Here is a 25,486-nt window from a genome sequence, read left to right on the forward strand (position 1 = left end):
GTAAAAAAGCGTTGGACGGGGGCTTTTTTTAGGGCTAATTTTGTTGTATCTTGTATAGACCCGGTAAACAACTACAACGGAGAGACCTTCTGTCATGTTAAATGTTATTCAGCTATTACCCGATTCGATTGCCAATCAGATTGCTGCCGGTGAAGTGGTACAGCGCCCGGCATCGGTTGTGAAAGAATTGCTTGAAAACTCCGTAGATGCGAAGGCCAAATCCATACAGGTTATTATTCGTGAAGCCGGCCGAAATCTGATTCAGATTGTGGATGATGGCGTGGGCATGACCGAAACCGATGCCCGAATGAGTTTCGAGCGTCACGCTACGTCGAAAATTCGCTCGTCTGACGATCTGTTTCGCATTCGGACGATGGGTTTTCGGGGCGAAGCGCTGGCTTCGATTGCGGCCGTCGCGCAGGTCGAAATGCGAACCCGCCGGGCCGAGGATGAATTGGGTACGTTGATACGTATCGAAGGGTCTGATATAAAAGCTCAGGAATCCATTTCCTGTTTGCCAGGGACCAATCTGTTGATCAAAAATCTCTTCTTTAACGTTCCTGCCCGACGTAACTTCCTGAAATCGAATTCCGTTGAGATGCGTCATATTATCGACGAATTTCAGAGGGTGGCGTTGGCAAACCCTGAGGTTGGTTTTTCGCTCTTCCATAACGATCAGGAAATATATAACCTGCCTGCCGGAAAGCTCAGCCGCCGGATCATCGACATGTTTGGCAAGAGTTATCGGGAACAACTCAACTACTGTGAAGAGCAGACTCCCTACGTAACAGTACGTGGGTATATAGGCAAGCCCGAATCAGCGAAGAAAGCACGTAATGAACAGTTTTTCTTCGTTAATAATCGATATATAAAGCACAATTACCTGCATCATGCTGTTGTGGGGGCCTATGAAGGAATGCTGCCCGAAGGAAGTCATCCGTTCTATGTGCTTTTTGTCGATATAGATCCATCGCATATTGACATCAATATTCACCCAACAAAAACAGAAATAAAGTTCGATGACGAGCGATCCGTATATGCCATTATGATGGCGGCTGTTCGGAAAGCGGTTGGAATGTATAACCTGGCCCCCTCCCTCGACTTCGACTCTGACGTCAATTTTCTATCGGGCGGGCGATCATCGGGCAGCAAATCGTCAGACGATTCCAAGTCAGGCGATGTACCGTCGAGCGTTCCGCGCCCAGTTACGCCGTCCTGGATGATGGGTAGTCGTCTGGATGATAAGCCTAAAAGTGAGCGTGCTACGTTTCGAAGTGATTCGCTTGATAAAGCGGCTGGCAGTAGCTTCGATATTCCTAAAAAGCCAAGTACCGAAAACTGGCAGGCCCTATTTGACGGGTTAAGCAGTTCTCAAGACGCAAAACCCGCTGCCGAACCCGGCGACTGGCTGAATTCCGTTAAACCAGCCCCATCGACAGCATCTAATGAGGGTGCTGAAAACGAAGCGGTTACCATCGGTAGTCGGGCTAATCAGTTAGAAGCAGCGACTGTGGTTGAAGACGAAAACATTGTTCAGATTCAGAACCGTTACTTATTGGCCCCGATCAAGTCAGGAATAATGCTGATTGATCAGAAGCGGGCTCATGAGCGAATTTTGTACGAGCAGTTTCATGCCGCGCTAACGAAACGGAATGGTGTATCGCAGCAATTATTGTTTCCGAAAACCGTTACGTTAACTCCGGTTGATTTTCAACTCGCTTTGGATTTGCGGGAGGATCTCACCAATCTGGGTTTTCAATTCGATGAGCTGGGGCAGAATACGTTTGTGATTCGGGGCGTTCCTACACTAACCATGGGCGAAAACGAAGAGGAATTATTCGCAAACCTGCTGGCGCAACTTCGTGCTGAAACAGGGCGGTTAAAGTTGGATCGGGCAGAGTCGTTAGCAAGGTCATTGGCTCGCCGATCGGCCCAACGATACGTTACCCGCCTGAGCTCGACTGAACGTAAAGCCCTGGTCGATCAGTTATTTGCGTCATCGAATCCAAGTTATACGCCAGGTGGCGAACCCGTTACAACGCTCTTGACGTTGGATAAAATTGCGGGACTTTTTCGATAACAAATTAGTTAAAGAAGTAAATTGTAAAATTAAATCAGATGTTTTCTTTAACCCCCGTAGTTCGTGTTATATTGATTTTAAACGTATTAGTCTTTTTTGTTACAAATGATGCCATTATAGGACAATTTGGGCTGCATTCGTTTTTGTCGGATCGATTTAATCCGATTCAATTACTGACTCATATGTTTCTGCACGGTGGCTTTGGCCACATTTTCAGTAATATGATCGGTTTAATTGTTTTCGGACCAATGCTCGAACAATTCTGGGGTTCACGTCGATTTACGTTCTTTTACCTCTTTTGTGGGATAGGGGCCGCTTTGTTATTCTCGGGTGTAAATTACTGGGAGATGAAAGATGTAGTGGATGCTGTTCAGAATTATCGGCTGGAGCCTGGCTATGACGCGTTTTCGGCGTTTATAGATCAGCATGCCAGTTCGTATTATGATCAGTTGGTCCCTTTTATGGAAAAATTCAAGAGCTATCCGAACGATCCTAAAACGGTTCAGGACAGCCTCACTATTGTAAACCAAATAGTTGGAAGCCAGGTTAATGAGCCAATGGTCGGTGCCTCAGGAGCTATTTTTGGGGTAATTATGGCATTTGGTTTACTGTTTCCGAACACTCAGCTATTTTTATTGTTTCCTCCTATACCGATTAAAGCTAAGTACCTCGTTATTTTTTACGGAGCCTATGAACTGTACTCTGGCGTTTATAGAGCACAGACCGACAACGTAGCCCATTTTGCCCATATTGGCGGTATGTTGTTTGCATTCATTTTAGTTAAATACTGGAATTCACAGCGGAAAACTTTTTATTAGTAATGAGCGGGTTGTTCGATGACTTTCGGAACGAATTCAGTAAGCCCAACAATACGTTGGTGCAACTGATACTTGTTAACACGGTTGTATATCTGGCCGTGGTTATCCTATACGTAGTGTCGCACATAGCGAAGACTACGGATATTTACAATACGGTCATCGGTTACCTGGCTATACCGTCCTCTGTGAATGCTTTTCTACATAGGCCCTGGACGCTGCTGACGCATATTTTTGCCCATGAGGAGATCTTTCATATTCTGTTCAATATGCTGTTCCTGTACTGGTTCGGTCGGTTGATCGATGAGTATCTGGGAAGTCGGCGATTAGTAGGTCTTTATATTACGGGTGGTATTGCCGGTGGTTTATTCTTTTTGGCCATGTATAATCTGGTGCCTTATTTTCAGGAACAGGTTGGTGGACCTCCTATGCTGGGCGCGTCGGCAGCCGCTTTGTCAGTAGCCGTTGGTGCCGCTACTTTATTACCTAACTACACGTTTCATCTGCTATTCTTTGGTCCGGTTCGGATCAAATACATTGTTTTCTTCTTTGTTGTATTGTCGTTTGCCCAATCTGTTGGTCCTAATGCTGGCGGTAACCTCGCTCATCTGGGAGGTGCTTTAATGGGATTCGTTTATGTAAAACTCCTTCAGAACGGTACCGACATAGGGCGGCCTATCTACTGGGTAGTTGATACATGGAGTAATTTGTTCAAGCCAAAACCAGCCGTAAAAGTGTCGTACCGGCAACGTAGCAGTACGAGTGCTCAGGGTAGTGTGTATGCATCGGCAGGAAGCGCTTCGACGTCTATATCTACACCCGATCAGGATGAAGTAGACACGATCCTGGATAAGATTTCCCGCTCTGGTTATGAAAGTTTAACCCGTGAAGAAAAACAGAAGCTTTTCCGGGCGAGTCAACGAAATTAATAGCCCGTCTACTAAATTTTTTCTTAGCCAGAAATGATTTTAAAATCATCTACAAGCAAAGATTTATGATTTAGCCAATACCGGTTAGACTAAAAAGTAGTTACGCCTACTTATGGAATCTTTTGAAAATCTAAGCCTCTGACTCGTACGTATATGTTCCGGCGATCAGAGGCTTAGTTTATTTATAAATCTGATAAAAATACAGTACCTTCGCCCCCTGAATCAACGGGTCAACCGCCGAAGAAAAACATTGCATTGTGTACGTTTGTTAGTGTCTAACAGACGATTTACTGCTCTCTACCATGCTGATTACCCCTGGCAGTCTTCTGGCCACCATCAACACGCCTGACGATCTTCGTAAACTCGATAAATCCCGCCTGCCCCAACTCGCCGACGAATTACGCCAATTTATTATTGACGATGTATCTGTCTATGGTGGGCACTTTGGTGCCAGCCTTGGCGTGGTGGAGCTGACCGTGGCGTTACATTACGTGTTTAATACGCCCGACGATCAATTAATCTGGGACGTAGGCCACCAGGCTTATGGGCACAAGATCTTAACGGGTCGTCGCGATCGTTTTCATACCAACCGGTTCTATAAAGGACTGTCTGGTTTTCCGAAGCGGAAAGAAAGTGTGTACGACTCATTTGGTGTCGGCCACTCATCAACATCGATTTCGGCCGCATTAGGGATGGCTGTAGCCTCGAAACTTCAGGGTAAAATGCAACGGAACCACATTGCTGTGATTGGCGATGGGGCTATGACTGCTGGCGAAGCTTTTGAAGGAATGAACCATGCTGGCGCAACAGACAGTAATCTGCTGATTGTGCTAAATGATAACTGCATGAGTATCGACCCCAACGTGGGGGCTTTACGTGAGTACCTGACTGATATCACTACGTCGCAAACCTACAATAAGGTTAAAGACGAGGTGTGGAATTTGCTCGGTAAGATGAGCAAGTTTGGTAAAAGCGCTCAGGATATTGTATCCAAGATTGAGTCGGGTATCAAATCATCGTTGTTAGACCAGAGTAATCTGTTTGAATCGCTCAACCTGCGTTATTTTGGTCCAATTGATGGGCATGATATCGATCATCTGGTCAGTGTGCTGGATGATCTTAAAAATATTCCCGGCCCCAAGCTTTTACACGTACTGACCGTGAAAGGGAAAGGATACGGGCCTGCCGAAAAGGACCAGACCAAATGGCATGCACCCGGTTTGTTCGACAAGGTAACCGGTGTTATTAAGAAAAAGGTTTACGATACGCCACAGCCGCCTAAATATCAGGACGTTTTCGGTAATACGTTGGTAGAACTGGCTGAACAGAATCCACGTATTGTGGGTGTTACGCCTGCCATGCCCTCGGGATCATCAATGAATATCATGATGAAGGCAATGCCTGAACGAGCTTTCGACGTAGGCATTGCGGAACAACACGCTGTTACGTTCTCGGCTGGAATGGCTACGCAGGGCGAGGTTGTCTTCTGCAATATATACTCTACGTTCATGCAGCGGGCTTATGATCAGGTCATTCACGACGTTTGTATTCAGGAGCTTCCGGTTGTTTTCTGTCTGGATCGGGCTGGTTTCGCCGGAGCCGATGGACCTACCCACCACGGTGCGTATGATCTGGCCTTCATGCGGTGTATTCCAAACATGATTGTGGCGGCACCCATGAACGAACAGGAGCTACGTAACATGATGTTTACAGCCCAGTCTGACGAGGTGCAGCGCGGAAAACAGGCCTTCACGATTCGGTATCCGAGAGGAGAGGGTACGATGCCTAACTGGCGCACGCCCCTGGAAAAACAGGAGATTGGAAAAGGTCGCCTGATTTCTGATGGAGAAGACGTAGCGATTCTGACAATTGGCCATATCGGTAATTATGCAGTGGAAGCTACTCGGATGCTGGCTAAAGAAGGCGTGCAGCCTGCTCATTTCGATATGCGTTACGTTAAACCGCTGGACGAAGAATTGCTTCATCGGATTTTTAGCCGGTTCGATCGGATACTCACCGTTGAGGATGGTTGCTTAATGGGCGGTTTTGGTAGTGCGGTGCTGGAATTTATGGCCAATCATGGCTACATGGCCCGCGTAAAACGATTAGGCATTCCAGATGCCATTGTAGAGCATGGCGAGCAGATTGAGCTACACCATGAGTGTGGTTTCGATCCGCAAGGTATTGCCGATGCCGTTCGAGAACTACTTTTTACCGGCCGAGCAATAACGGTTTAAGATTTTTTTTTGACAGGATTACAGAATTGACAGGATTTTTCTAATCTTGTTGAGGCTGTAATCCTGTCTTTTTTATTTGTTATGAACGTATTCAAGTTTGGTGGAGCTTCCGTAAAAGATTCAGCTGGCGTAAAAAATCTGGTAGATATTGTCCGTACACAAGGGCAAGGCGCCGTGGTGGTTATATCGGCAATGGGTAAAACAACCAATTCGCTCGAAGAATTGGTACGGGCTTATATGACGCTGAAGACCACTACGTGCAAAGCCCGGTTAGAAGACATCCGTACGTATCATGAGACTATCATGAGCGAATTGATGGGCAATTTTGAACAGGCTAAGCAGACATTACGCGATCTGGACGAGATCATAAAGCAACCGCTGACAGGTACGTATGATGAAGTGTACGATCAGATTGTTTCCTTAGGGGAGGTGTTGTCGACTCAGATCGTTGCTGCCTATATGAACGCAGTGGGCGTAACGGCACAATGGACTGATGCCCGTCAGTTAATTAGTACCGATGCTACGTTTCGGGAAGGTCGTGTTGATTGGAAAGAAACGGCTAAACGCGTAACGCAAACGATCAAAAGAGGGGGCATTACGATAACCCAGGGTTTTCTAGGACAGGCGCCCAACGGGCGGACTACGACGCTCGGACGGGAAGGTTCTGATTATACAGCGGCTATTTTGGCTTATTGTCTTAACGCCGATAGTGTTACCATTTGGAAAGATGTACCGGGGGTATTGAATGCTGATCCTAAATGGTTTGATGAAACGGTGTTGCTGGAGAAAATAACGTATCAGGATGCTATTGAGTTGGCTTATTATGGGGCTACGGTCATTCATCCTAAAACAATAAAGCCGCTACAGAATAAAGGCATTCCGCTCTTCGTACGCTCGTTTCTGAAGCCTGAGGCTCCGGGCACTGTTATCGGCAACTATGAGCATCACCTGATGATTCCTTCCTTTATATTCAAGGTAAATCAGGTACTGGTGTCGTTGCATCCGAACGACTTTTCTTTTATTGCAGAAGATAATCTGAGCCGGATTTTCGGCCGATTCGCGCAGGCTGGGGTTAAGATCAATCTGATGCAGAATACAGCAATTAGCTTTTCGGTCGTAATCGATAACAACCCCGACCGTGTTCCGGCACTATTGGACCAGTTAAAGCAGGATTTTCGGGTCAACTATAATAACAATCTGGAATTGATTACGATACGTTATTACGATCAGAGTACAATTGATCGGGTGTTGGTCAACAAGAAATTATTGCTGGAGCAGAAAAGCCGTTATACCGTACAGCTAGTCGTAAAGGACTTGGGATAAACAGAAGTCTGACTTTCACAAACGCACAAAGGACACGGAGAAAAGATCATTAGCTATCCGTGTCCTTTGTGCGTTTGTGAGCGTTAAAAGCTAACTACGTAACGAATTTAAAACTTAGGGCAAGGAAGTTTTTTATCCCGCTTACGCACACCGGGCCGCCGGCCTTCTGGCTTTTCAAAGATGTAGGAAAGCGACAATTCGTGCGATCCACCACTGTTTCCGAGAGTCGAGATGGTGAAATCGTAGCTATACCCGATAGAGAATTTGTCCATTCGCCAACCGGCCAGTAAAGCAACAGCATCGTGGTTATTGATCGTTTGCTCGTATTTTTTGAAGGGAATACCCCGATAATAAGCGCCCACCGTTAGCGGAGCATAGGTCAAATAAGCGCCAATATCTAACTGATCGTATTTCCCCTGAAATTTATAGAGTACAACGGGCGAAAAACTGATTTCCCGGTCCATCTCGTCGGCCAGACCCGTGAAGCCGCCCAACGGAATACGTAGCCCGGCTTGAATCCCACCTTTAATAGGCAATCGATTTTGACCACTCACAAAGAAGCCCTGATCAGGCCGGTTAATGTGATGAGCCGAGGCTCCCAGCCAGAACCAGTCCGAATAAAACAAAGCCCCTGTCGAGAAATCCAAATATTTATTTACTGGTGAGCCACCTAACAGCATAGGGTCCTGCGAAACGCTGCCCGTAATAAACCCTTGCTCAGTGAACTGATCACCAGTAGTTAAACCAAAATAATTTACGTTCCGATTAACGTATGACCCCTGCAAACCTAAACGAATAAAAGAGGATTCGCTCACCTGAAACTGGTATGCATATTGCAACCCTATTTCGGTAGATTGAATCCTTCCTTGACCCTGGTTATCATTCTGGATCAATAAACCAACACCACTGTTAACACGATCAAAATAATGGTCTAAACCAATCATCGTTGTAACGTAGTTCGTAATGGCGGGCCATTGGTTTCGATAGTTGGCCGTAATGCGTGGAGCCAGCGCCGACCCGGCAAACGCTGGGTTCAGATAAAGCGGGGCGGCATAAAACTGGGTAAACTGTGGGTCTTGGGCGAAGGCCAGTCGACTGACCGCCAACAACAAAACCGACATCACGTATTTCTTACTCATAACGACGATATGATGGCAAAGACTAGGCCAACTTTATGATTGCAACATTCTTAACGTAAAAAGAGTATTTATTTACATAATACAATCGCTAAAATTAGCCGTATTTAAAGCGATTTTTACGGTTGGCAGACGATAAAATTTTAATGGATTGACTTCGTTTATACTAACGTAATGCCCCCGTTGTCTGTTATGCCAGGGGTCGAAATTGTGCAGGAGGGCTTATTCAGCGTTTTTCATGATAACTTTTATTAACCGTCTTCGTGTCGTTGGGCTTTGGGCCGTGCTACTGCTGCTGGCGGGAGTAACTACGTCTTGGGCACAAGCGATCAAAATTAGCGGCAAGGCATGTGTGCCTGATGTAGAGTGTGATCCTGATAGTGTAGTATTTACTGATAGTATTAGGACCGGAATAACAACTCGTGTCTGGAATTTTGGTGATGGTAACACTCTTACAACGCAAAATGATTCCATCGCAAAACATGTTTATCAACAGGCCACTACGCTTACTCCATTTACAGTCACGTTAACACGGACAATTAATGGCGTGAGTGTAGTATCCACAAGATCAATCAGAGTTGGTAATAGGCCACAATCATTCTCAAACTGGCGGACGGATACAACAATTTGTAAAGGAGAAGTAATAACCCTGGACCCTTACAACGGTAGTGAGCAAACCCGATATAATTATTTATGGTACCCCAAAGGCGATACCACACAAAGTATAAAAGTAGATAGCTCAGGATGTTATTCGGTAGAAGCTATTGACCCTATAACGGGCTGTACGTATCAGGATCGGATTAATGTTGATGTGTGCGGGGAGCAGAAACAATCGCAGGGGTCAAAGTGGTACTTTGGGGCGAACGCTGGTCTTGATTTTAGTGGGGGAGGTTCTCCGCAACCCATCACAGACGGCAAGCTGAATACGATAGAAGGATCATCGTCTATTTCAAATACCAAAGGGGTTTTGTTGTTCTATACCGACGGGATCACGATTTATGATAAAGATGGCGAACCGATGAAGTCGCTGGTTCCGGGCGATACAGGGGCTGTCCAGATTCCATTAAAAGGGAATAAAAACTCTACGCAATCGGCGCTTATTGTACCCAAGCCAACCTGCCGGGGATGTGAATACTTGTATTACGTCTATACTACGTCCGAAATTCGTGGGCAGAAAACACTGACGTATAGTGTAGTCGATATGCGTCAGAATGCAGGTAAAGGCGCTGTTGTTGAGAAAAATATTCCTTTATCTGATAAGGCAACCGAGCAATCGGCATCAGTACGTAATGACCGCGATTCAACCTATTGGGTCATATCCCGGATTTATGGAACAAACACGTTCGAAATTCGCCACCTGACTACCAGTGAAACGCCAACCGTAACGACCTACAGCGGAGGGCAGACGCTGGATTCGTTAACGAACGGAGAAGGATATATTAAAATCGGGCCTGCCGATACCACTGGTGGCAATACGGGTAATCGGCCAATGGCGGTAGTGATTCCGGGACCACCTAAAAACTCCATTGATTTGTATACGTTCAACGACTCTACGGGAGTGATGAAATTTGAACGAACGCTCGATCTGGGAGCGGCTCCGCCCAAGGCCTATGGGGTTGAATTTTCGCCCGATGGTAATAATCTATACGTAACGATGCTGGCTGATACCAATTCCGATGGCAGTCAGAAGGGCTCATCCTATATTCTCAAGTACGATCTGACGCAAAGCGATTCATTGCTGGCCTCATCCCGAACGGTAGTCGATAGCAGTACTACCCGCCAATATGGTTCGGTTCAGATCGGGCCCGATGGTAGGGTGTATGTTGCCATAAAAGGAAGTAGTACGCTAGGCGTAATCGAAAACCCAAACGGTGGGTTACTGGATAGCTTACGTTTCAATCCCGAAGGCCAAACGCTGGGCGGCAAGACAAGCCAGTTAGGTTTACCGAACCTGGTGACCAACTTTAATGAACCGTCGAGCGGGCCGGGTATTACGTATTCCGATACCTGTACTAATGCGCCAACCGTATTCCAGATCAGCCCGAACTGTCCGAAATTGAAAGAAACGTATACCGTTACGTTCGGCGATGGAAGTGCGCCTGTATCGACAACGTCTACCCAGCCTATCACCCATGCGTACGCTAATCCGGGTCAATATCCGATTAGTTTGCACATTGTTACCAGAACCAGCTCTGGTGGTATTTGTAAAGACACGCTCATTAAAGATACACTGACAATTCTCGAAACGCCCCCCGATATAAAGCTAGGAGCCGACACGGCCATCTGTAACCGGAAAGGGATTACGCTGGATATGAAAGTAAATGCTAAGCTTTACGCCTGGGTGGTTAACGGAGCCGTAAGGGGTAGGCAGCGAACCATAAAGCTGGAATTGCCGGGCTTTTACACTGTCATCGCCCTGGCCGCTAATGGAGAATGTTTTAAGAGCGATACCATCAATGTTCAGATAAAACCAGTTCCGTCGCTTAATCTGGGTCCCGATACGGTATTTTGCTATCGCACATCGGTCAATCTGACTGTGCCTCAACAAACCTGGCGGGAGTTTCAGTGGAGTAACGGCGGCAATACACGGACAATTACCGTATCGAACGCGGGAACGTACATTGTAACGGCCCGTTCTGCAGAAATTGACGGCGCTGTTTGTGAAAACTCGGATACAATCAACGTAGCAGAATTGCCCAAGGTACGGGTAGCTGCTAACCTGACGCAACCACGGTCCTGTACATCGGCTGATGGCGCTATTCTCTTAACGCCGACGCCTGCCGGCGTTTACAACTACGCCTGGACACGATCGGATGGAGCCGTTTTGCCGGGAACAACCAATCAGCAGACTGGTTTGCTGGAAGGAGGCTATAGAATCTCCGTGACCGATACATTGCATGGGTGTAAACTCGACACGGCTTTTACATTAAAATCAGCCGCCAACCAATTGGTACTGTCACCTATTGTCCGAGATGCTTTGTGTAGTACGCCTAACAGCGGAACAATCAGTCTGAACATATCCGGTGGAACTGCGGTGAGTTATATATGGCTCGATCTCAATAATAATCAGCTGGCAAATACGCCCGTGTTTGGTGCAGCTGCGCCCGGTTTGTATAACGTACAGGTAACCGATGCGAATGGATGTAAGGCGCTGGAAGATAGTATAAAAGTAGGGTTGGATAGCTCCGGCTTTGCTCGACTTGCCCCGCAGTACCTTAAGTGCATAGGCGCTAACGTAACGTTAGCGCCGGAGGATGCCCAGCAGCCCGGTAATACGTATCAATGGAGTACCGGCGACTCGTCGCCGTCCATCGTCGTAACACAGCCTGGTACGTATAGTCTGGTAGTACGTAACACGCAAACGGGCTGCGTTGGACGTAGCAGAACGCAGGTGGGCGACAGGGCGGCTCCGCCATTCTCATTACCAGCCGAAGCCGTCTTATGCGAAGGCGATCGGGGAGTGATTCAGCTTGTTGCCAACGGAGCCGCTAATTTGCGTTATTTATGGTTGAATAGGGGGGATACCACGAGGGCAATTACCGTAGATCGGATTGGTCAGTATCAGGTTGTGGTTACTGATCCGCAGGGGTGTACAGCCACTGGCGTGTCGCTCGTCATTAACAAATGCGAACCACGCGTGAACGTACCGGATGCTTTTACGCCGAACAACGACGGAGTTAACGATATGCTTCAGGTATTCTCGTCCTACGTAACCGACTATCAGCTGCGCGTCTATAATCGATGGGGGGAGGTAATATTTACGGCGCATCATCCCGACGAAAAATGGGATGGAACCTACAAGGGAATGCTGTATCCGCCCATGCTTTACCCCTACGTAATTACCTACAAAAGTGAGTCATATCCAGAGCGGGGAACGGTTGTAAAACGAGGGTCTGTCCTACTGGTCAGATAGTGTTTTTCTGCGTTTTTTTTCGTATTTTTGAAGTAAACGGTATGGCTAAAAACACGCAAAATAATGTGTGATTTTAGCCATAAACGCACTAAAACAAAACCATGCGAAACGACTTTCTGAAAGGAACGGGCGAGGGAATGTCGGCTACCGACAAAGAAATCGAACGGGCACTTCGACCGCTTTCATTCGAAGACTTTACCGGGCAGGCTAAAGTTCTCGACAATCTCGAAGTATTCGTTCGGGCTGCTATGCAGCGAGGTGATGCCCTTGATCATGTACTACTACATGGTCCTCCGGGACTGGGTAAAACAACCCTATCACATATTATCGCCAATGAACTCAATGCCAATATCAAGATGACTTCTGGTCCGGTTCTGGATAAACCCAGTGACCTGGCTGGTCTGCTGACCAATTTGCAGCCAAACGACGTACTGTTTATTGACGAGATTCATCGACTGAATCCAATTGTAGAAGAGTATCTGTATTCGGCAATGGAAGATTATAAAATCGATATTATGCTCGATTCTGGTCCCAATGCCCGAACCGTACAGATCAAACTAAATCCCTTTACGCTGATCGGCGCCACTACTCGGGCCGGAATGTTGACATCGCCATTGCGGGCGCGTTTTGGCATTAGCTGCCGTCTGGAGTATTACGACGCTAAATTGTTGACCAGCATCATTCAGCGCTCGTCGGCTATTCTGGGAACGCCTATCGACGAGCAGGGGGCTTATGAGATTGCCCGTCGTAGTCGCGGGACACCACGTATTGCTAATAACCTGTTGCGCCGGACGCGCGATTTTGCCCAGGTGAAGGGAAATGGTTATATCAACGTTGACATTGCAGAGATTGCGCTAAGTGCGCTTGATGTTGACCAGAATGGACTTGATGATATGGACAATCGAATTTTATCGACGATCATTGAGAAGTTTAAAGGCGGTCCGGTTGGCCTTTCGACAATTGCTACTGCCTGTGGCGAGGAGTCCGAAACAATTGAAGAAGTATATGAGCCTTTTTTGATTCAGGAAGGCTTTCTGAAGCGTACTTCACGTGGCCGTGAAGCCACCGAGAAAGCCTATATACACTTGGGCGTCATTCCGAATTATAAGACTGGGGAGCTATTTGGCTGATCAGGCGAGCAAAATGGAGCAAGGCCATTGAATTTGTCTGGCCTTGCTCTATAATACTAATTCAAAATTTTGCTTTTGTAGATACAGTCAATGACGTCAGAGACAGCTGAATCTACTAGGAAATAGTAAATGTTTTTTCCGCTACGTCGGATGTCTAAGATACCTTTGTCGCGCATGTTGATCAGATGATGTGAAATGAGAGACTGTTCGGCATTTAAATTTTTGTAGATTGTTGATACGTTCAGCTCTTTACTATCATTCAGCATCTGAATAATTCGTATGCGCAAAGGGTGAGCGACAGCCTTTAGCACATAGGCTGCTTTGTCTACTCGTCTTTCATCTTCTGTAGTCATTTCGGTAGCCATACAAGGACTCAATGGTTAGGTGTGCTTTATCTAAGTTAAGTTATTGAGATAATATTACTGCGGGTTAACAGGTCGTGAATGAGATATTATTTATTCAAAGGTAAAAATTGTATCCTATTATCGAATGAGGATTGGTTTATGGGCCTTTTGAATAAACACAAAGACAAATATTAATAAATATAGCCTACCTACCAAAAAGTATTTTTTGGGAAATTATACTCGCAGGCCATTATTTTCTTGTTTGCCCGCGCCAGCCAATCAGAAACACACCTATTAAAACGAATACGGTTCCCGCAACCTGCTGCCAGCTGATTTGCTCATGGAGAATCGTTGTTGCCAGGATAATAGTAAAGATGGGCCCAATGCTAGCAATGATTGATGCGTTTCCAGACCCCACTCTCTTAATCCCTTCAGCGATCATAAACGTAGGAATTACGGTAACAAAAATTCCCATACTTACCCCAAGTACATAAACAGGCAGAGGATAGCCACCAAGCTGAAGTCCGTTCTGTAAGGCGCAATGTAAAACGGTTGGAACAGTGGCTGCTATCATTGCATAGCATGTAAACTGTTGAGACCCAACTTTAGTTATCATTTGATCGCTGCCAACAAGATAAACGGCATATACCAGGCCACTTAAAAGAACCCAAAAGGCACCCAGATAGATATCTTTTTGCTGTCCTGTTTCCACATTACCCAGAAAAGCCAGCAGAATTCCGGCGTAGGTGAGCAACAGAGCTATAATCTGCAGTCGAGTTACGCGACGACCGAACCCCAGGGCGTTCATCAATAGGACAAAGGTGGGATACACAAACAATAGAATCCGCTCCAGACCTGCGGTTACATAAACAAGCCCCAAAAAATTAAAATAACTGGCCAGATAGTAGCCAGTAATACCCAATAAAGCCAGTATGATCCACTGTTTAGGGGTCAGGTGGTTAATTGGCTTTGTGCGCGAAAGACGTAACGCTATAATCACATAAAATGGGAGGGCAAACAGCATACGTAACGTCAGCAGCGAGATCGAATCAATGGGATATTGATAGGCCAGCTTTATTAGAACGCCTTTCATCGCAAAGCAAAAAGCTGCCAGAAAGACTAGAAAAGCCCCAAGCCAGTAGCGAACGCGCGAGGATTGCGGAGTCATGTAGTGAATGAATACTAACAGGGCCTGGTTATTACTACCAGGCCCTGTTGAACTTACTTCTGCCGAAAGAATAGCGTAATCGGTACGCCCGTAAAGTCAAAGTGGGCGCGAAGTTTATTCTCAAGGAATCGCTGGTATGATTCCTGAACGTACTGAGGCAGGTTACAGAAAAATACAAATGTTGGCGATGGCGTAGGAACCTGCAGCATGTATTTAATTTTTATCTGTTTCCCTTTTAGCGAGGGAGGAGGGTAGGCCTCAATTTCAGGCTGCATAGCTTCATTGAGCTTCGACGTCGTAATTTTTTTGCTCTTGTTCTCATAGACTTCCATGGCTTTTTCCATTACCTGGAAAATTCGTTGTTTTTCATGGACAGAAGCAAAAATGATTGGCACATAATCAATCGGCATCATTCGCTGAATCATTTCCTTACGGAGAACATCGGCTGTGCGGTGGTCTTTTTCAACAGCATCCCATTTATTGACCATGATAACAACGCCCTTTTTAGCCTTAACCGCCTGGCCAATAATGTTTAAGTCCTGCGCTTCGAGTCCTCGCGTAGCATCGAGCATGATAATACACACGTCCGACTCTTCCATGGCCTTAAGCGAACGTAGCGTCGAATAAAATTCGATGTTGTCAGTTATTCTGGCTTTACGCCGGATGCCTGCCGTATCGGTCAGAATAAAATCTTTTCCGTAGGCTTTATAGCGTGTATTAATAGCATCGCGCGTTGTTCCGGCAATATCCGTAACAATGCTACGATCCTGGCCGGTTAATACGTTCAGGAACGACGATTTGCCTACGTTCGGACGGCCCAGAATAGCTATTCTGGGAATACCAGCATCTGGATCAGCAACGCCATCGATCTGAAAGTGTTTGACAACTTCGTCCAGCAGGTCACCGGTACCGGTACCTGTCATTGACGAGATAGGGTAAGGGTCCCCCAGCCCCAATGAATAAAATTCAGCAGCTGCGTGCGCTCTTTCTGACGTTTCAGCTTTATTGGCAACTACGTAAACCGGTTTTTTGGAACGGCGTAACACATTCGCAAAATCCTCATCGAGTCCGGTCGGTCCGGTTTGTGTATCGACAACGAAGAGCAGAAGAGTTGATTCCTGAATGGCAATTTCAACCTGTTCCCGAATTGATTCTTCAAAAACATCTTCCGAGCCAACAACGTATCCACCCGTATCGATAACCGTAAAATATTTATCGTTCCACTCCGCCGTTCCGTAATGACGATCGCGGGTAACACCACTTTGGTTATCCATTATGGCCTGTCGCTGTTCCGTCAGGCGATTAAACAGCGTAGACTTACCCACATTTGGGCGGCCAACAATTGCAACAATATTTGCCATTTTTTGAGATGAGAAAGGGAGTAAGTAGAAAGCGATGAGTGGAAGAGTTGGTCAAACTTCCGGCTTTTCCGGTGCTTACTCCTGTAAGAATTATTCGTCGTATCCTAACCGCTTAAGCATTCGCTCTTTCTGGCGCCAATCAGGCTCTACTTTAACGAATTGTTCTAAAAATACTTTTTTGCCAAAGAAGCGTTCAAGTTCCTCGCGGGCCATAATCCCCGTCTTCTTAATCATTTTGCCGCCTTCGCCCAGCAGAATAGCTCGTTGAGTGGCTCGTTCAACCAGAATTTCAGCCTGGATAACAATTATATCTTCCTTTTCCTTAAACCCAATGATAATGACCTCACTACTATAAGGAACTTCTTTTTTGTAGTTGAGGAAAATTTTTTCCCGGATAATTTCTGACGCAAAGAAACGCTCAGGTTTATCGGTGAGTTCGTCTTTAGGAAAATAGGGCGGATGCTGGGGCAGACGACTGATGATGGCTTCGAAGACCCGGTCAATATTGAAGGCGTTGAGCGCAGAGATTGGAATAATTTCCTGGGCCTTAAAGTGTTGTTGCCAGTAGGCAATCTTTTCGTCGACCTGCTCCTGAGTAGCCTGATCAATTTTGTTGATCAGTAGCAGAATGGGGACTTCTGATTTCTGTAGACGTGCTATTACGTCGTTTTCATCATGTTGCTCGAAAATGTCGGTCACAAATAACACTACGTCCGCATCCTCAATAGAACCGCGCACAAAACTCATCATGGACTCATGAAGTTTATACTGCGGTTTGATAATTCCCGGTGTATCAGAATAAACAATCTGGAATTCCTGACCATTGTGAGTACCGTTCAGGATACCCATAATTCTGTGCCGGGTTGTTTGGGCTTTGGAAGTAATGATGGATAAACGCTCACCAACGAGCTGATTCATCAGGGTAGATTTTCCGACGTTGGGTTTTCCAACGATACTGATGAAGCCGGCCTTATGATCGGCCGGAAAATTTTGTATTAATTCTGTATTCATATCTAGGTGATCCCGCTGACTGATTTACAGCGGCTTTAGGGAACAACTATGTCGTGAGAAAAAACGTTTCCTGAAAAGAATAAACTTTTTTTGCAAAGGTACTTGTAAAAGTAAAAAGTGTTCGTACCTTTGCAGTCCCAACATCGCGGGATGGAGCAGTTGGTAGCTCGTTGGGCTCATAACCCAAAGGTCGCTGGTTCGAGTCCAGCTCCCGCTACTAAGTAAAACGCCTGATTAGCCGATAGAAAGCTGATCAGGCGTTTTTGATTTTATTCGTGGAAGTAATTGGGGATGGAAACAGATCTCCTTTGGACCAGTTGCAAAAGCTATGAAGTGTGATCCATTTCGTGCGTTACGTCAAATAATAAGATCCGTAGTTAATCGAGTGTAATACGGAGCAATCAGATCAGGTGTTGAGGTTCGAACGGCCCGCGTCGGATATAAACAGACAGCCTGAACCCCAGCCCGAGAAGCCAACATTACCAATTGATACAGCTACTTGAACTTAGCCAAAAAAGTCAAACTGTTGGCCTGCATGCCTAATCCTGCGCTCCGATCGTAGCGTCCATAGCGTAATTCAACGCTTTGCCAATGACCAATCCCCAACACGCCACCCGGAGGAGCCAACCGGATACCCATCCCGAAAAACTGACTGTGAAAGCCTGAGATATCGTAATCGCTGGTGTAATAGCGGTCAGTTGTAGCATGTTGGCCGTATGGAGCAAAATACCTCACTGCTGTCTGATTACTATAGCGGTAGAATGGACTGAGCGAGATAAATGAGGTCAGTTTAACGGGCATTTCCAGATTTACAGTATGGGCTTTCATGCCCCAGTCATCCAGATAGTAGCGGTAAAAGGTGCGAAAAATGAAGCGATCGCCGAGAAAATAGTGCAGCCGCATGCCCAGAGGCAGCTTGAATCGAGAACCAGGTAATCGTTCGACTGTCTCGGAGCCGTCGCTGAAATAAATTCGGTGAAAAGGCGTACTTAACAACCCCTGCTGAAAAGCGGGCTCTATGGTGAAAAAAGCCTGCAACCGTTTATTGATTACCTGAGAAAGCGATAACCCCAGATTATAGGAGTTACGCGGTTTGTAATCGACCGGGTCGCGGTCTCCGTGGGCTCCCGAGCCGTACCCTTCTGGTCGAAGTTCGGCGGGTAAAATCACCGTCCACGTATCAAAAAAGGCACCCGCCTTTACGCTAAACTCCCGATTGTTATCAGCCGATAATTTACTGAAGTTCAAATTGACGCCATAGGATTTGTAATCGTATTCCGTTGAATAGGCAACTGAAATTCCTTTGGTCGTACGCCGTGCATCATCGCGCATACTCCAGGAAATAGACGGATATATGTGCGTATCACTACGGGAAGCAGACGAAACAGTTAGTGGGTCGATTTGGTCGGAGGAGGCTGATGTGTAATGATCTAGGTTAAAATCAAAAACAAGACTATGCTCCCGATTCCGGCGATCGGTTGTTTTGAGTACTAAATCGAAGGATTGAGCGTAGTCGCGCAAATATTCTGAGCCGATACCACCCGTAACAGCAGAGTTTTGTCCTCCCTGTTCGTAATAGCTCGACACCAAATTCACTTCAGCGACCTGTAGTTTACGTTTTTCGTAGGTGGGTGTTTGCTGGGCTTGTCCGGCTCGCCACAAACTTAGTAGCAGCCCAACTGATAGGCAGATCTTCTTCATGCTGATAAGTACTTAATTACAGCCACAGCCGCCCCCACTTTTACCGCCGTTGGCACCTGCTGCCCCTTCGCGATAGAGATAAAAATTCTGCTCAAATTTCTCCGATTTGCGAGCCGACAATTCCATGTCAGCGTCGTTAATACGGCTTTTCTGGTATTCCTTAACGGAAACACAGCCCGACAAACCTGCCCCTAGCAGAGACATGGTGAGTAGTGTTAGGCAGGCGATTCGTTTCATCATAGATCAATCAGTACTAGTTACGGTTTTAAACTGATGCCGGTGTTATCGTTCGGATGTTGCTGGATGTGTGAATTTGGTCCTCCTCATCGATAATAATACAAGCGATGTGGTGCATTTGATTGATGAGGTGAAGGCCAACATCAACACCCATCACCATTACGGGAGTTGCCAGGGCATCTGCCAGTTCAGTATTGGGAGCAATGACTGTTACGCTCTTAATGCCTGATACGGGATAGCCTGTTTTGGGGTCAATCGTATGCGAATAGCGTTTACCGTTGATTAAAACGTATTTCTCGTAATTACCCGACGTAGCAACCGCCATATCACTGATGGTCAGGTAAGAAAATGCACGGATAGCCCCGCCCTGATTGTCAGGGTCAGCAATGCCAATTGTCCAGGGTTGACCGTTCGGTTGTTTGCCCCAGGTTGTGAGGTCACCAGCTGCGTTGACAATGCCGCTTTCTACTCCCAGCGATTGGAGGAGTCGTTTAGCCTGTTCGGCCGCATATCCCTTACCAATACCGCCAAATCCAATCCGCATCCCTTTTTCCTTCAGGAATACGGTCAAAGCGGATTCGTCCAGCACAACATGGCGGTAATTGATGAGCCGTACCAGGCGCCGAGCAGTTTTGGCGTCGGGCAACGCTGTCATGGTTGTATCGAAGTTCCAGAATCGTTTATCCAGAGAGCCATACGTAATATCAAATGCTCCCTGGGTAAGCGCTGAAAGTCGTAGTGAGCGGCTTATAAGGGCAAATACTTCCGCATCGACTTGCACTGGTCGAATACCCGCGTTTGCATTGATTTGATTCGTCTGACTCGTATCGTCGAACGTAGTGAGTAGCCGCTCAATCCGTCTGATTTCAGCCACGGCGTCAGCGAGTCGGGTATTGGCCCAATCGGTGTCTGAACTTACAACGCTAATCTCAAAACGGTTGCCCATGAGCCGTCCAAACCAGCGATGAATTCGTGTGGCTGATTCCATCTACTTCCTGTTCGATGTTACGGCCTGAATAGAAGCCATAAACGAACCTGCCGTCATCGATTGTGGATACCCATCCCATTCCTTTAGTACACGACCATCTGGTTCGAGTAATACTGTAAAAGGGAATTTCCCCTGCTTATTGTATTTCTCCGCCAGGGCTTCATTATGTGCTTCCTGAGTAGCAGCCAGTTTATTTTTGGAAAGTCTTGGAAAATCGGCCCGAACCAAGATAAGATGCTCTGAGGAAAACTCCTTAAATTCTGCCGATTCAAAAATATCCTTTTTCAATTTGATACAAGGCCCACACCAATCGGAGCCCGAAAAGTTGAGCAGTATCAATTTATGACTTTGTTCTGCCTCGGCTTTGGCCTGATCGAAGTTAACTTGCCAGCCTGGAGCTGTTGCTGTTAGTAGCGCAAGTAGCGATAACACGAAAATTTTCATTGACTTCTTATAGCTGGATTAGTGTTGATTTTTTGGTTCGTCTTAGCTGTATACGACGAGTGTAGTACCGTCAGTAGCGGTTTTGTAGACGGTTAGTCCCTTGCTACCAAAGCTATTTTTGCCCTTGCCCGTCAAATCGAACCGAGCGCCATGCTGCGTACAATAGAATTCTGTTTTGTTGAAAATGATGGCCTTTTTAGGCTCATGACTACAGGTTTGGGTAACGGCTACGTAAACGTCCGTACTAACCTGTGCTACAACAATGCCGCTTTGAGCTATGTAGCCACCTACGGTTTTTAGAGCAGTCGTTGTTGTCAGGTTGATGGTCAGCAGACGATTGGTAATCTTGCTTAAGTCAACCCCCGAACCAGCTGTCGTTGTATTCGAGGCTGGCGATGTTGTTGTGCCACTAGCAACTGTAGATGTTGTTGGTGCTGTGCTTTGCGAGCCGGGGATTGTCAGCGCATTAACAACCGTATCCTCTTCATGAATACAGGACGTCATGGCGGCCATTAGGGCAGCGCCTGTAAGCCCAAGGGATTTTAAAAAGTCAAATCGGTTCATTAGAAGAAATATAGCCAAAAGAATGTCTATTTCTCTAATACGTAATTCTACTTATCTGTGTTTCTGGGTAGACATAAAAATTCGATTAAAAATAGTTCGGTGGCTAATCCCGATAGAAGACTAAATGAAATCGTTGAATTCAATTAAGCTGAACGGCAATTTATTGAAAAGTTACCCGGTGCTGAAGAGGGGAGATAAATGCCATCTTATCTGAGAGTTTTCTACACCATCTGCCCTCAGTAACATAAAGTCTGAGCTACTTCAGTTCACAGTTAGGCATGTTAGGATAATGGGGTGGGGAGAAATCCAACATCTATCAAATTGTGTCTACTTTCGGTTGGTGGTACAATAGTAAGTAATGGATACCATGTTAGCCCCTGAATTTGTTAATACTACTTAGTTTTGAAATCGCAGTTTTTTTATGATCATTTATCTATGGGATTGATCGGGTTATCCATGTAGAGCTACAGTCAAAATCATTGCCTTATGTATATTAAGTAAAAATAGTCTGATTTATTTTTTCGAATTCTGTTTATTGTTTTCATGATAAGTAAATATATTTTCAGGGTTCACAATAAGGCTATATGGTATAAATACTTATGAGTTTATTGCCTTTTTGTAAGATTTTTAAGAGTTTTAATCTATGATTAGTCCTATTTTTGGTTTAATAAGGTAAAAAAAAGCTCTATACTCATTAATATAGAGTCAGTAGATAATTAGTGCTTTTTACTTTATCCAATTGAACAAAAACAGGATGATTTCATGAAAAGACGATTTACCGAAAAGGGGCCTCTTTGCGGACAAAGGGAGCCTTTGGGGAATAATGGAAGGCGAGTCCGACCATATACCACAGGTATACTGATTGTTTTCTGCTTATTAACGTCGATTTATTCATTTGCACAATCGAAAATTTCAGGGAAAGTTACTGACGCTCAGGGGATGTCCCTGCCAGGGGTGAGTATTCTGGTGAAAGGAACAACAACTGGTACGGTTTCATCGGCAGATGGTGGGTACACGCTGAATGTGCCTTCTAAAACTACCACGCTGGTATTCTCCTACATTGGGTTTTTAACCCAGGAAATAGGGGTTGATGGAAAAACAGAAATCAACGTAACAATGGCATCGGACGACAAAATGTTGAATGAGGTTGTTGTTGTGGGGTATGGCGAACAGAAGAAAGAAACCGTAACCGGGTCGGTTGTATCTGTTAAAGGAACTGATCTGGTAAAGTCACCGGCTGTTAACCTGACCAATTCTATTGCGGGGCGAATGCCGGGCGTTATTGCTACCAACCGTAGTGGTGAGCCTGGCTATGATGGATCGGCAATCCGTATTCGTGGATCGAACACGCTGGGTAACAATGATGCGTTGATCGTTATTGACGGAGTACCAGCCCGGGCCGGGGGTATCGATCGTCTGAACCCAGCCGATATCGAAAGTATTTCGGTCCTGAAAGATGCGTCGGCGGCTATCTATGGTTCGCGGGCGGCTAACGGCGTAATCCTGGTAACGACCAAGCGCGGTAAGACAGGCAAGCCTGAATTGTCGTATACCTTCAACCAGGGATGGGCACAGCCGACTGTTATTCCTAAAATGGCGTCAGCCGCTGAATACGCACAGTTGAACAACGAAATCAACGCCTATAACCTGCCCTCACAGTATTGGAAGCCGGCACTCGATGCGTTCAACACAACAGGGACATACACCCGCCCAGACAATGGAGCTGTGGCCAAAGCGGCCTATACGCCTGATGAAATCAAGAAGTATCAGGATGGTTCCGATCCCTGGAAATATCCCAACACGGATTGGTTCGGCGCTGCCCTGAAAAACTGGTCGCCACAGTCACGCCACACATTGCAGCTCAACGGTGGTGGTGAAAACATTAAATATCTGGTTTCTGCCAACTATCAGAATCAGGATGCTTATTACAAGAACTCGGCAACGGGCTATAAGCAGTATGATTTCCGCCTGAATCTCGATGCCAAGGTCAGCAAGCACATCAGTCTGGTAACGGGTGTCGTTGGTCGTCAGGAAAACCGCTTTTTCCCAACGGTAGGGGCAGGTGATATTTTCCGAATGCTGATGCGGGGATATCCAAATAAGCCAGCTTACTGGCCTAATGGCTTACCAGCTCCCGATATTGAAAATGGGCAGCAACCAGTACTGGTAACGACGAGTGCCACGGGTTACGATCGCGATACACGGTACTACCTGCAAAGCAATGCCACGGTGAATGTCACAAACCCCTGGGTGCCTGGTTTGAAATTTAGCGGTAGCGTTGCCCTGGACAAATATATTCAGCAGGGGAAACGCTGGCAGACCCCCTGGTACGTTTACAGCTGGGACTACACCTCCTATGATGCGAATAACCAGCCTCTTTTACAGCGCGTAGCTAAGGGGCCGGCTCAGGCTGAACTGAACCAGTACACCAACGATCAGTTCAATTCGCTGTTGTCGGGGATTTTGTCGTACGATCGGAACTTCTCGGGTGATCATGCCATTACGTTGCTGGCCGGTATCACGAAAGAGCAGGGGAACTCAAACGGTTTCTTTGCCTTCCGGAAATACTTTGCTTCAACGGCTATCGATCAACTCTTTGCCGGTGGTAGTGCCGAGAAAAACTCGGGAAATAGCCCTACGCAAACCCCACTCTGGCAGCGTGCGCGCATGAGTTATTTTGGTCGTGCTGCGTACAACTACAAAGAACGTTATCTGGTCGAGTTCCTGGGACGCTATGATGGGTCGTACATGTTCCCTGCGTCGAGCCGGTGGGGCTTCTTCCCTGGTATATCGGCAGGCTGGCGTATTTCTGAAGAAAGTTTCTTCAAGAAAGCCCTTCCAGTCGTTAGCAACCTGAAACTGCGTGCATCATGGGGGCAGTTGGGTAACGACCAGGTTTACTTCAACAATACGCTGCGGGAATATGATTACTTACCAACCTATGCTTATGGCGACGTTGTTAACGCCAACTGGGGCTACGTAATTGGTAATCAGGTAGCGCAGACGCTGTACGAAAACGGTGTGCCTAATACGTCCTTAACGTGGGAGGTGGCAAACAATGCCAACATAGGTCTGGAAGGATCGCTGCTGAACGGTAAGATTTTCTTCGAATTTGATGTGTTCCAGAATAAGCGGTCGAACATTTTATGGCGGAAAAGCGCATCTATTCCTCAAACCACGGGTGCTACGTTGCCTGCTACCAACATTGGGAAGGTTACCAATAGCGGATATGAGTTTAACGTTGGCTACAATGGTCAGGCGGGTGATTTCAAATACAGTGTAAGCGTCAATGGTGGTTACGCAAAGAACACCATTACGTTCTGGGACGAAACACCGGGAGCACCTGAATGGCAACGGTCGACCGGTAAACCCATCCCGACGGATGTCAATGACCCGAACCAGCAAAATGGAACACTGATGTACCAGTACGATGGTATTTTCTCTACACAGGCTGATATCGACGCTAACAAAATTGATTACAGCGGAGTAGGGGCCAGCACGCTACGTCCTGGCGACATGCGACTCAAGGATATCGACGGTAACGGCAAAATTGATGCTAATGACCGGGTACGGGCCGATCGGAATAACCTGCCTCGCTTCCAGGGGGGTATCAACGGAAACCTGCGCTGGAAAAACTTCGACCTGACGATTTTGTTCCAGGCGGCAACAGGCGGACAGATCTTCCTGCAAACAGAGTCGGGTACGATTGGTAACTTCCTTCAGTACAGCTACGATAACCGATGGACGGTTGATAATCCAAGCACGGTTCATCCTCGTATCGTTGACCGTAGTAACCAGTACTTCTCCAACGGAACTACCTACTGGCTCAAGAGTACGGACTACATCCGTCTGAAAAACCTGGAGCTGGGTTATACGCTGCCTGCAACGGTGGGCAATCGGATCGGATTGAGCAACCTACGGGTTTACGTGAACGCGCTGAACTTGGCAACGTACGCACCAGCTATGAAAGGATTGTTCGATCCAGAGTCGGCTGGCGGTAACGCGCAGTACTACCCGCAGTCGCGCATCATCAACACGGGTCTGTCTCTGAGCTTCTAATCAATGTGTTTAACGGCTGAGAGTCGGGGATTGATTGTGTTCGTAT

At 46.5% G+C, this 25,486-nt stretch carries 18 protein-coding genes and 1 tRNA gene; 9 read left to right on the forward strand and 10 right to left on the reverse strand.

All coding sequences use genetic code 11. From position 1 onward, the window contains the following. Nucleotides 1–94 precede the first annotated feature (94 nt). The 5 genes from mutL (at nucleotide 95) to GK108_RS02195 (ending at nucleotide 7,384) form a co-directional block, all read left to right on the forward strand. The gene (mutL, locus tag GK108_RS02175) at nucleotides 95–2,080 is read left to right on the forward strand and encodes a DNA mismatch repair endonuclease MutL (protein WP_163942073.1); all 1,986 of its coding nucleotides are present in this window, start codon (nucleotides 95–97) and stop codon (nucleotides 2,078–2,080) included. 38 nt (nucleotides 2,081–2,118) lie between these two features. Then, nucleotides 2,119–2,898, forward strand: a complete 780-nt coding sequence (locus GK108_RS02180; protein ID WP_163942075.1) for a rhomboid family intramembrane serine protease — start codon at nucleotides 2,119–2,121, stop codon at nucleotides 2,896–2,898. A gap of 2 nt (nucleotides 2,899–2,900) precedes the next feature. Next, nucleotides 2,901–3,824 carry a rhomboid family protein gene (locus GK108_RS02185; protein ID WP_163942078.1) on the forward strand — a complete coding sequence of 308 codons (924 nt, stop codon included), beginning with the start codon at nucleotides 2,901–2,903 and terminating at the stop codon, nucleotides 3,822–3,824. A 302-nt stretch (nucleotides 3,825–4,126) separates the two neighbouring features. Next, the gene (gene dxs, locus GK108_RS02190) at nucleotides 4,127–6,061 is read left to right on the forward strand and encodes a 1-deoxy-D-xylulose-5-phosphate synthase (protein ID WP_163942081.1); all 1,935 of its coding nucleotides are present in this window, start codon (nucleotides 4,127–4,129) and stop codon (nucleotides 6,059–6,061) included. 81 nt (nucleotides 6,062–6,142) lie between these two features. After that, nucleotides 6,143–7,384 carry an aspartate kinase gene (locus GK108_RS02195; protein WP_163942085.1) on the forward strand — a complete coding sequence of 414 codons (1,242 nt, stop codon included), beginning with the start codon at nucleotides 6,143–6,145 and terminating at the stop codon, nucleotides 7,382–7,384. A gap of 107 nt (nucleotides 7,385–7,491) precedes the next feature. Here the strand turns inward: GK108_RS02195 and GK108_RS02200 are convergent, their stop codons facing one another. Beyond that, on the reverse strand, nucleotides 7,492–8,523 hold the full coding sequence (locus tag GK108_RS02200) for a PorP/SprF family type IX secretion system membrane protein (RefSeq protein WP_163942087.1): 1,032 nt from the start codon (nucleotides 8,521–8,523) through the stop codon (nucleotides 7,492–7,494). A gap of 235 nt (nucleotides 8,524–8,758) precedes the next feature. Between GK108_RS02200 and GK108_RS02205 the strand changes: the two genes are divergently transcribed. Beyond that, entirely contained in the window at nucleotides 8,759–12,433 is a 3,675-nt protein-coding gene (locus tag GK108_RS02205; protein WP_212592699.1) for a T9SS type B sorting domain-containing protein, read from the forward strand. Between the two features lie 101 nt (nucleotides 12,434–12,534). After that, nucleotides 12,535–13,563 carry a Holliday junction branch migration DNA helicase RuvB gene (gene ruvB, locus GK108_RS02210; RefSeq protein WP_163942089.1) on the forward strand — a complete coding sequence of 343 codons (1,029 nt, stop codon included), beginning with the start codon at nucleotides 12,535–12,537 and terminating at the stop codon, nucleotides 13,561–13,563. Between the two features lie 56 nt (nucleotides 13,564–13,619). Here the strand turns inward: ruvB and GK108_RS02215 are convergent, their stop codons facing one another. The 4 genes from GK108_RS02215 to era form a co-directional block, all read right to left on the reverse strand. After that, nucleotides 13,620–13,928 carry an ArsR/SmtB family transcription factor gene (locus tag GK108_RS02215; protein ID WP_163942093.1) on the reverse strand — a complete coding sequence of 103 codons (309 nt, stop codon included), beginning with the start codon at nucleotides 13,926–13,928 and terminating at the stop codon, nucleotides 13,620–13,622. A 229-nt stretch (nucleotides 13,929–14,157) separates the two neighbouring features. Then, complete coding sequence (locus tag GK108_RS02220) at nucleotides 14,158–15,075, reverse strand: DMT family transporter (RefSeq protein WP_163942096.1); 918 nt, start codon at nucleotides 15,073–15,075, stop codon at nucleotides 14,158–14,160. Between the two features lie 53 nt (nucleotides 15,076–15,128). Next, entirely contained in the window at nucleotides 15,129–16,436 is a 1,308-nt protein-coding gene (gene der, locus GK108_RS02225; protein WP_163942101.1) for a ribosome biogenesis GTPase Der, read from the reverse strand. Between the two features lie 90 nt (nucleotides 16,437–16,526). Continuing rightward, nucleotides 16,527–17,447: a GTPase Era gene (gene era / locus GK108_RS02230; protein ID WP_163942103.1), complete on the reverse strand. Its 921-nt coding sequence runs from the start codon at nucleotides 17,445–17,447 to the stop codon at nucleotides 16,527–16,529. A gap of 144 nt (nucleotides 17,448–17,591) precedes the next feature. Between era and GK108_RS02235 the strand changes: the two genes are divergently transcribed. After that, a tRNA-Met gene (locus tag GK108_RS02235) sits at nucleotides 17,592–17,664 on the forward strand. Between the two features lie 278 nt (nucleotides 17,665–17,942). Here the strand turns inward: GK108_RS02235 and GK108_RS02240 are convergent. The 5 genes from GK108_RS02240 to GK108_RS02260 are packed head-to-tail and all read right to left on the reverse strand — an operon-like array spanning nucleotide 17,943 to nucleotide 21,381. Further along, complete coding sequence (locus tag GK108_RS02240; RefSeq protein ID WP_163942106.1) at nucleotides 17,943–19,148, reverse strand: DUF3570 domain-containing protein; 1,206 nt, start codon at nucleotides 19,146–19,148, stop codon at nucleotides 17,943–17,945. 12 nt (nucleotides 19,149–19,160) lie between these two features. Beyond that, nucleotides 19,161–19,385: a DUF4266 domain-containing protein gene (locus tag GK108_RS02245; protein ID WP_163943751.1), complete on the reverse strand. Its 225-nt coding sequence runs from the start codon at nucleotides 19,383–19,385 to the stop codon at nucleotides 19,161–19,163. 28 nt (nucleotides 19,386–19,413) lie between these two features. Next, a complete protein-coding gene (locus tag GK108_RS02250; protein ID WP_163942110.1) occupies nucleotides 19,414–20,373 on the reverse strand; it encodes an FAD:protein FMN transferase in 960 nt (319 codons plus the stop codon). Then, nucleotides 20,374–20,817, reverse strand: coding sequence for a thioredoxin family protein (locus tag GK108_RS02255; RefSeq protein WP_163942113.1), 444 nt, complete (start codon nucleotides 20,815–20,817; stop codon nucleotides 20,374–20,376). A gap of 42 nt (nucleotides 20,818–20,859) precedes the next feature. Continuing rightward, a complete protein-coding gene (locus GK108_RS02260) occupies nucleotides 20,860–21,381 on the reverse strand; it encodes a Rieske (2Fe-2S) protein (protein ID WP_163942117.1) in 522 nt (173 codons plus the stop codon). Between the two features lie 762 nt (nucleotides 21,382–22,143). Here GK108_RS02260 and GK108_RS02265 point away from each other — a divergent pair. Then, a complete protein-coding gene (locus GK108_RS02265) occupies nucleotides 22,144–25,440 on the forward strand; it encodes a SusC/RagA family TonB-linked outer membrane protein (RefSeq protein WP_163942119.1) in 3,297 nt (1,098 codons plus the stop codon). Nucleotides 25,441–25,486: the final 46 nt, after the last annotated feature.

Source organism: Spirosoma terrae (assembly GCF_010435915.1).
Classification (GTDB): Bacteria; Bacteroidota; Bacteroidia; order Cytophagales; family Spirosomataceae; genus Spirosoma; species Spirosoma terrae.

Bases quoted from the DNA above. Each gene is read 5' to 3' on its own strand.
- GK108_RS02185 (WP_163942078.1), top strand. From the start codon at position 2,901: ATGAGCGGGTTGTTCGATGACTTTCGGAACGAATTCAGTAAGCCCAAC.
- ruvB (WP_163942089.1), top strand. From the start codon at position 12,535: ATGCGAAACGACTTTCTGAAAGGAACGGGCGAGGGAATGTCGGCTACC.
- mutL (WP_163942073.1), top strand. From the start codon at position 95: ATGTTAAATGTTATTCAGCTATTACCCGATTCGATTGCCAATCAGATT.
- dxs (WP_163942081.1), top strand. From the start codon at position 4,127: ATGCTGATTACCCCTGGCAGTCTTCTGGCCACCATCAACACGCCTGAC.
- era (WP_163942103.1), bottom strand. From the start codon at position 17,447: ATGAATACAGAATTAATACAAAATTTTCCGGCCGATCATAAGGCCGGC.
- GK108_RS02250 (WP_163942110.1), bottom strand. From the start codon at position 20,373: ATGGAATCAGCCACACGAATTCATCGCTGGTTTGGACGGCTCATGGGC.
- GK108_RS02245 (WP_163943751.1), bottom strand. From the start codon at position 19,385: ATGAAACGAATCGCCTGCCTAACACTACTCACCATGTCTCTGCTAGGG.
- GK108_RS02200 (WP_163942087.1), bottom strand. From the start codon at position 8,523: ATGAGTAAGAAATACGTGATGTCGGTTTTGTTGTTGGCGGTCAGTCGA.
- GK108_RS02220 (WP_163942096.1), bottom strand. From the start codon at position 15,075: ATGACTCCGCAATCCTCGCGCGTTCGCTACTGGCTTGGGGCTTTTCTA.
- der (WP_163942101.1), bottom strand. From the start codon at position 16,436: ATGGCAAATATTGTTGCAATTGTTGGCCGCCCAAATGTGGGTAAGTCT.
- GK108_RS02255 (WP_163942113.1), bottom strand. From the start codon at position 20,817: ATGAAAATTTTCGTGTTATCGCTACTTGCGCTACTAACAGCAACAGCT.
- GK108_RS02205 (WP_212592699.1), top strand. From the start codon at position 8,759: ATGATAACTTTTATTAACCGTCTTCGTGTCGTTGGGCTTTGGGCCGTG.
- GK108_RS02265 (WP_163942119.1), top strand. From the start codon at position 22,144: ATGAAAAGACGATTTACCGAAAAGGGGCCTCTTTGCGGACAAAGGGAG.
- GK108_RS02215 (WP_163942093.1), bottom strand. From the start codon at position 13,928: ATGGCTACCGAAATGACTACAGAAGATGAAAGACGAGTAGACAAAGCA.
- GK108_RS02180 (WP_163942075.1), top strand. From the start codon at position 2,119: ATGTTTTCTTTAACCCCCGTAGTTCGTGTTATATTGATTTTAAACGTA.
- GK108_RS02240 (WP_163942106.1), bottom strand. From the start codon at position 19,148: ATGAAGAAGATCTGCCTATCAGTTGGGCTGCTACTAAGTTTGTGGCGA.
- GK108_RS02260 (WP_163942117.1), bottom strand. From the start codon at position 21,381: ATGAACCGATTTGACTTTTTAAAATCCCTTGGGCTTACAGGCGCTGCC.
- GK108_RS02195 (WP_163942085.1), top strand. From the start codon at position 6,143: ATGAACGTATTCAAGTTTGGTGGAGCTTCCGTAAAAGATTCAGCTGGC.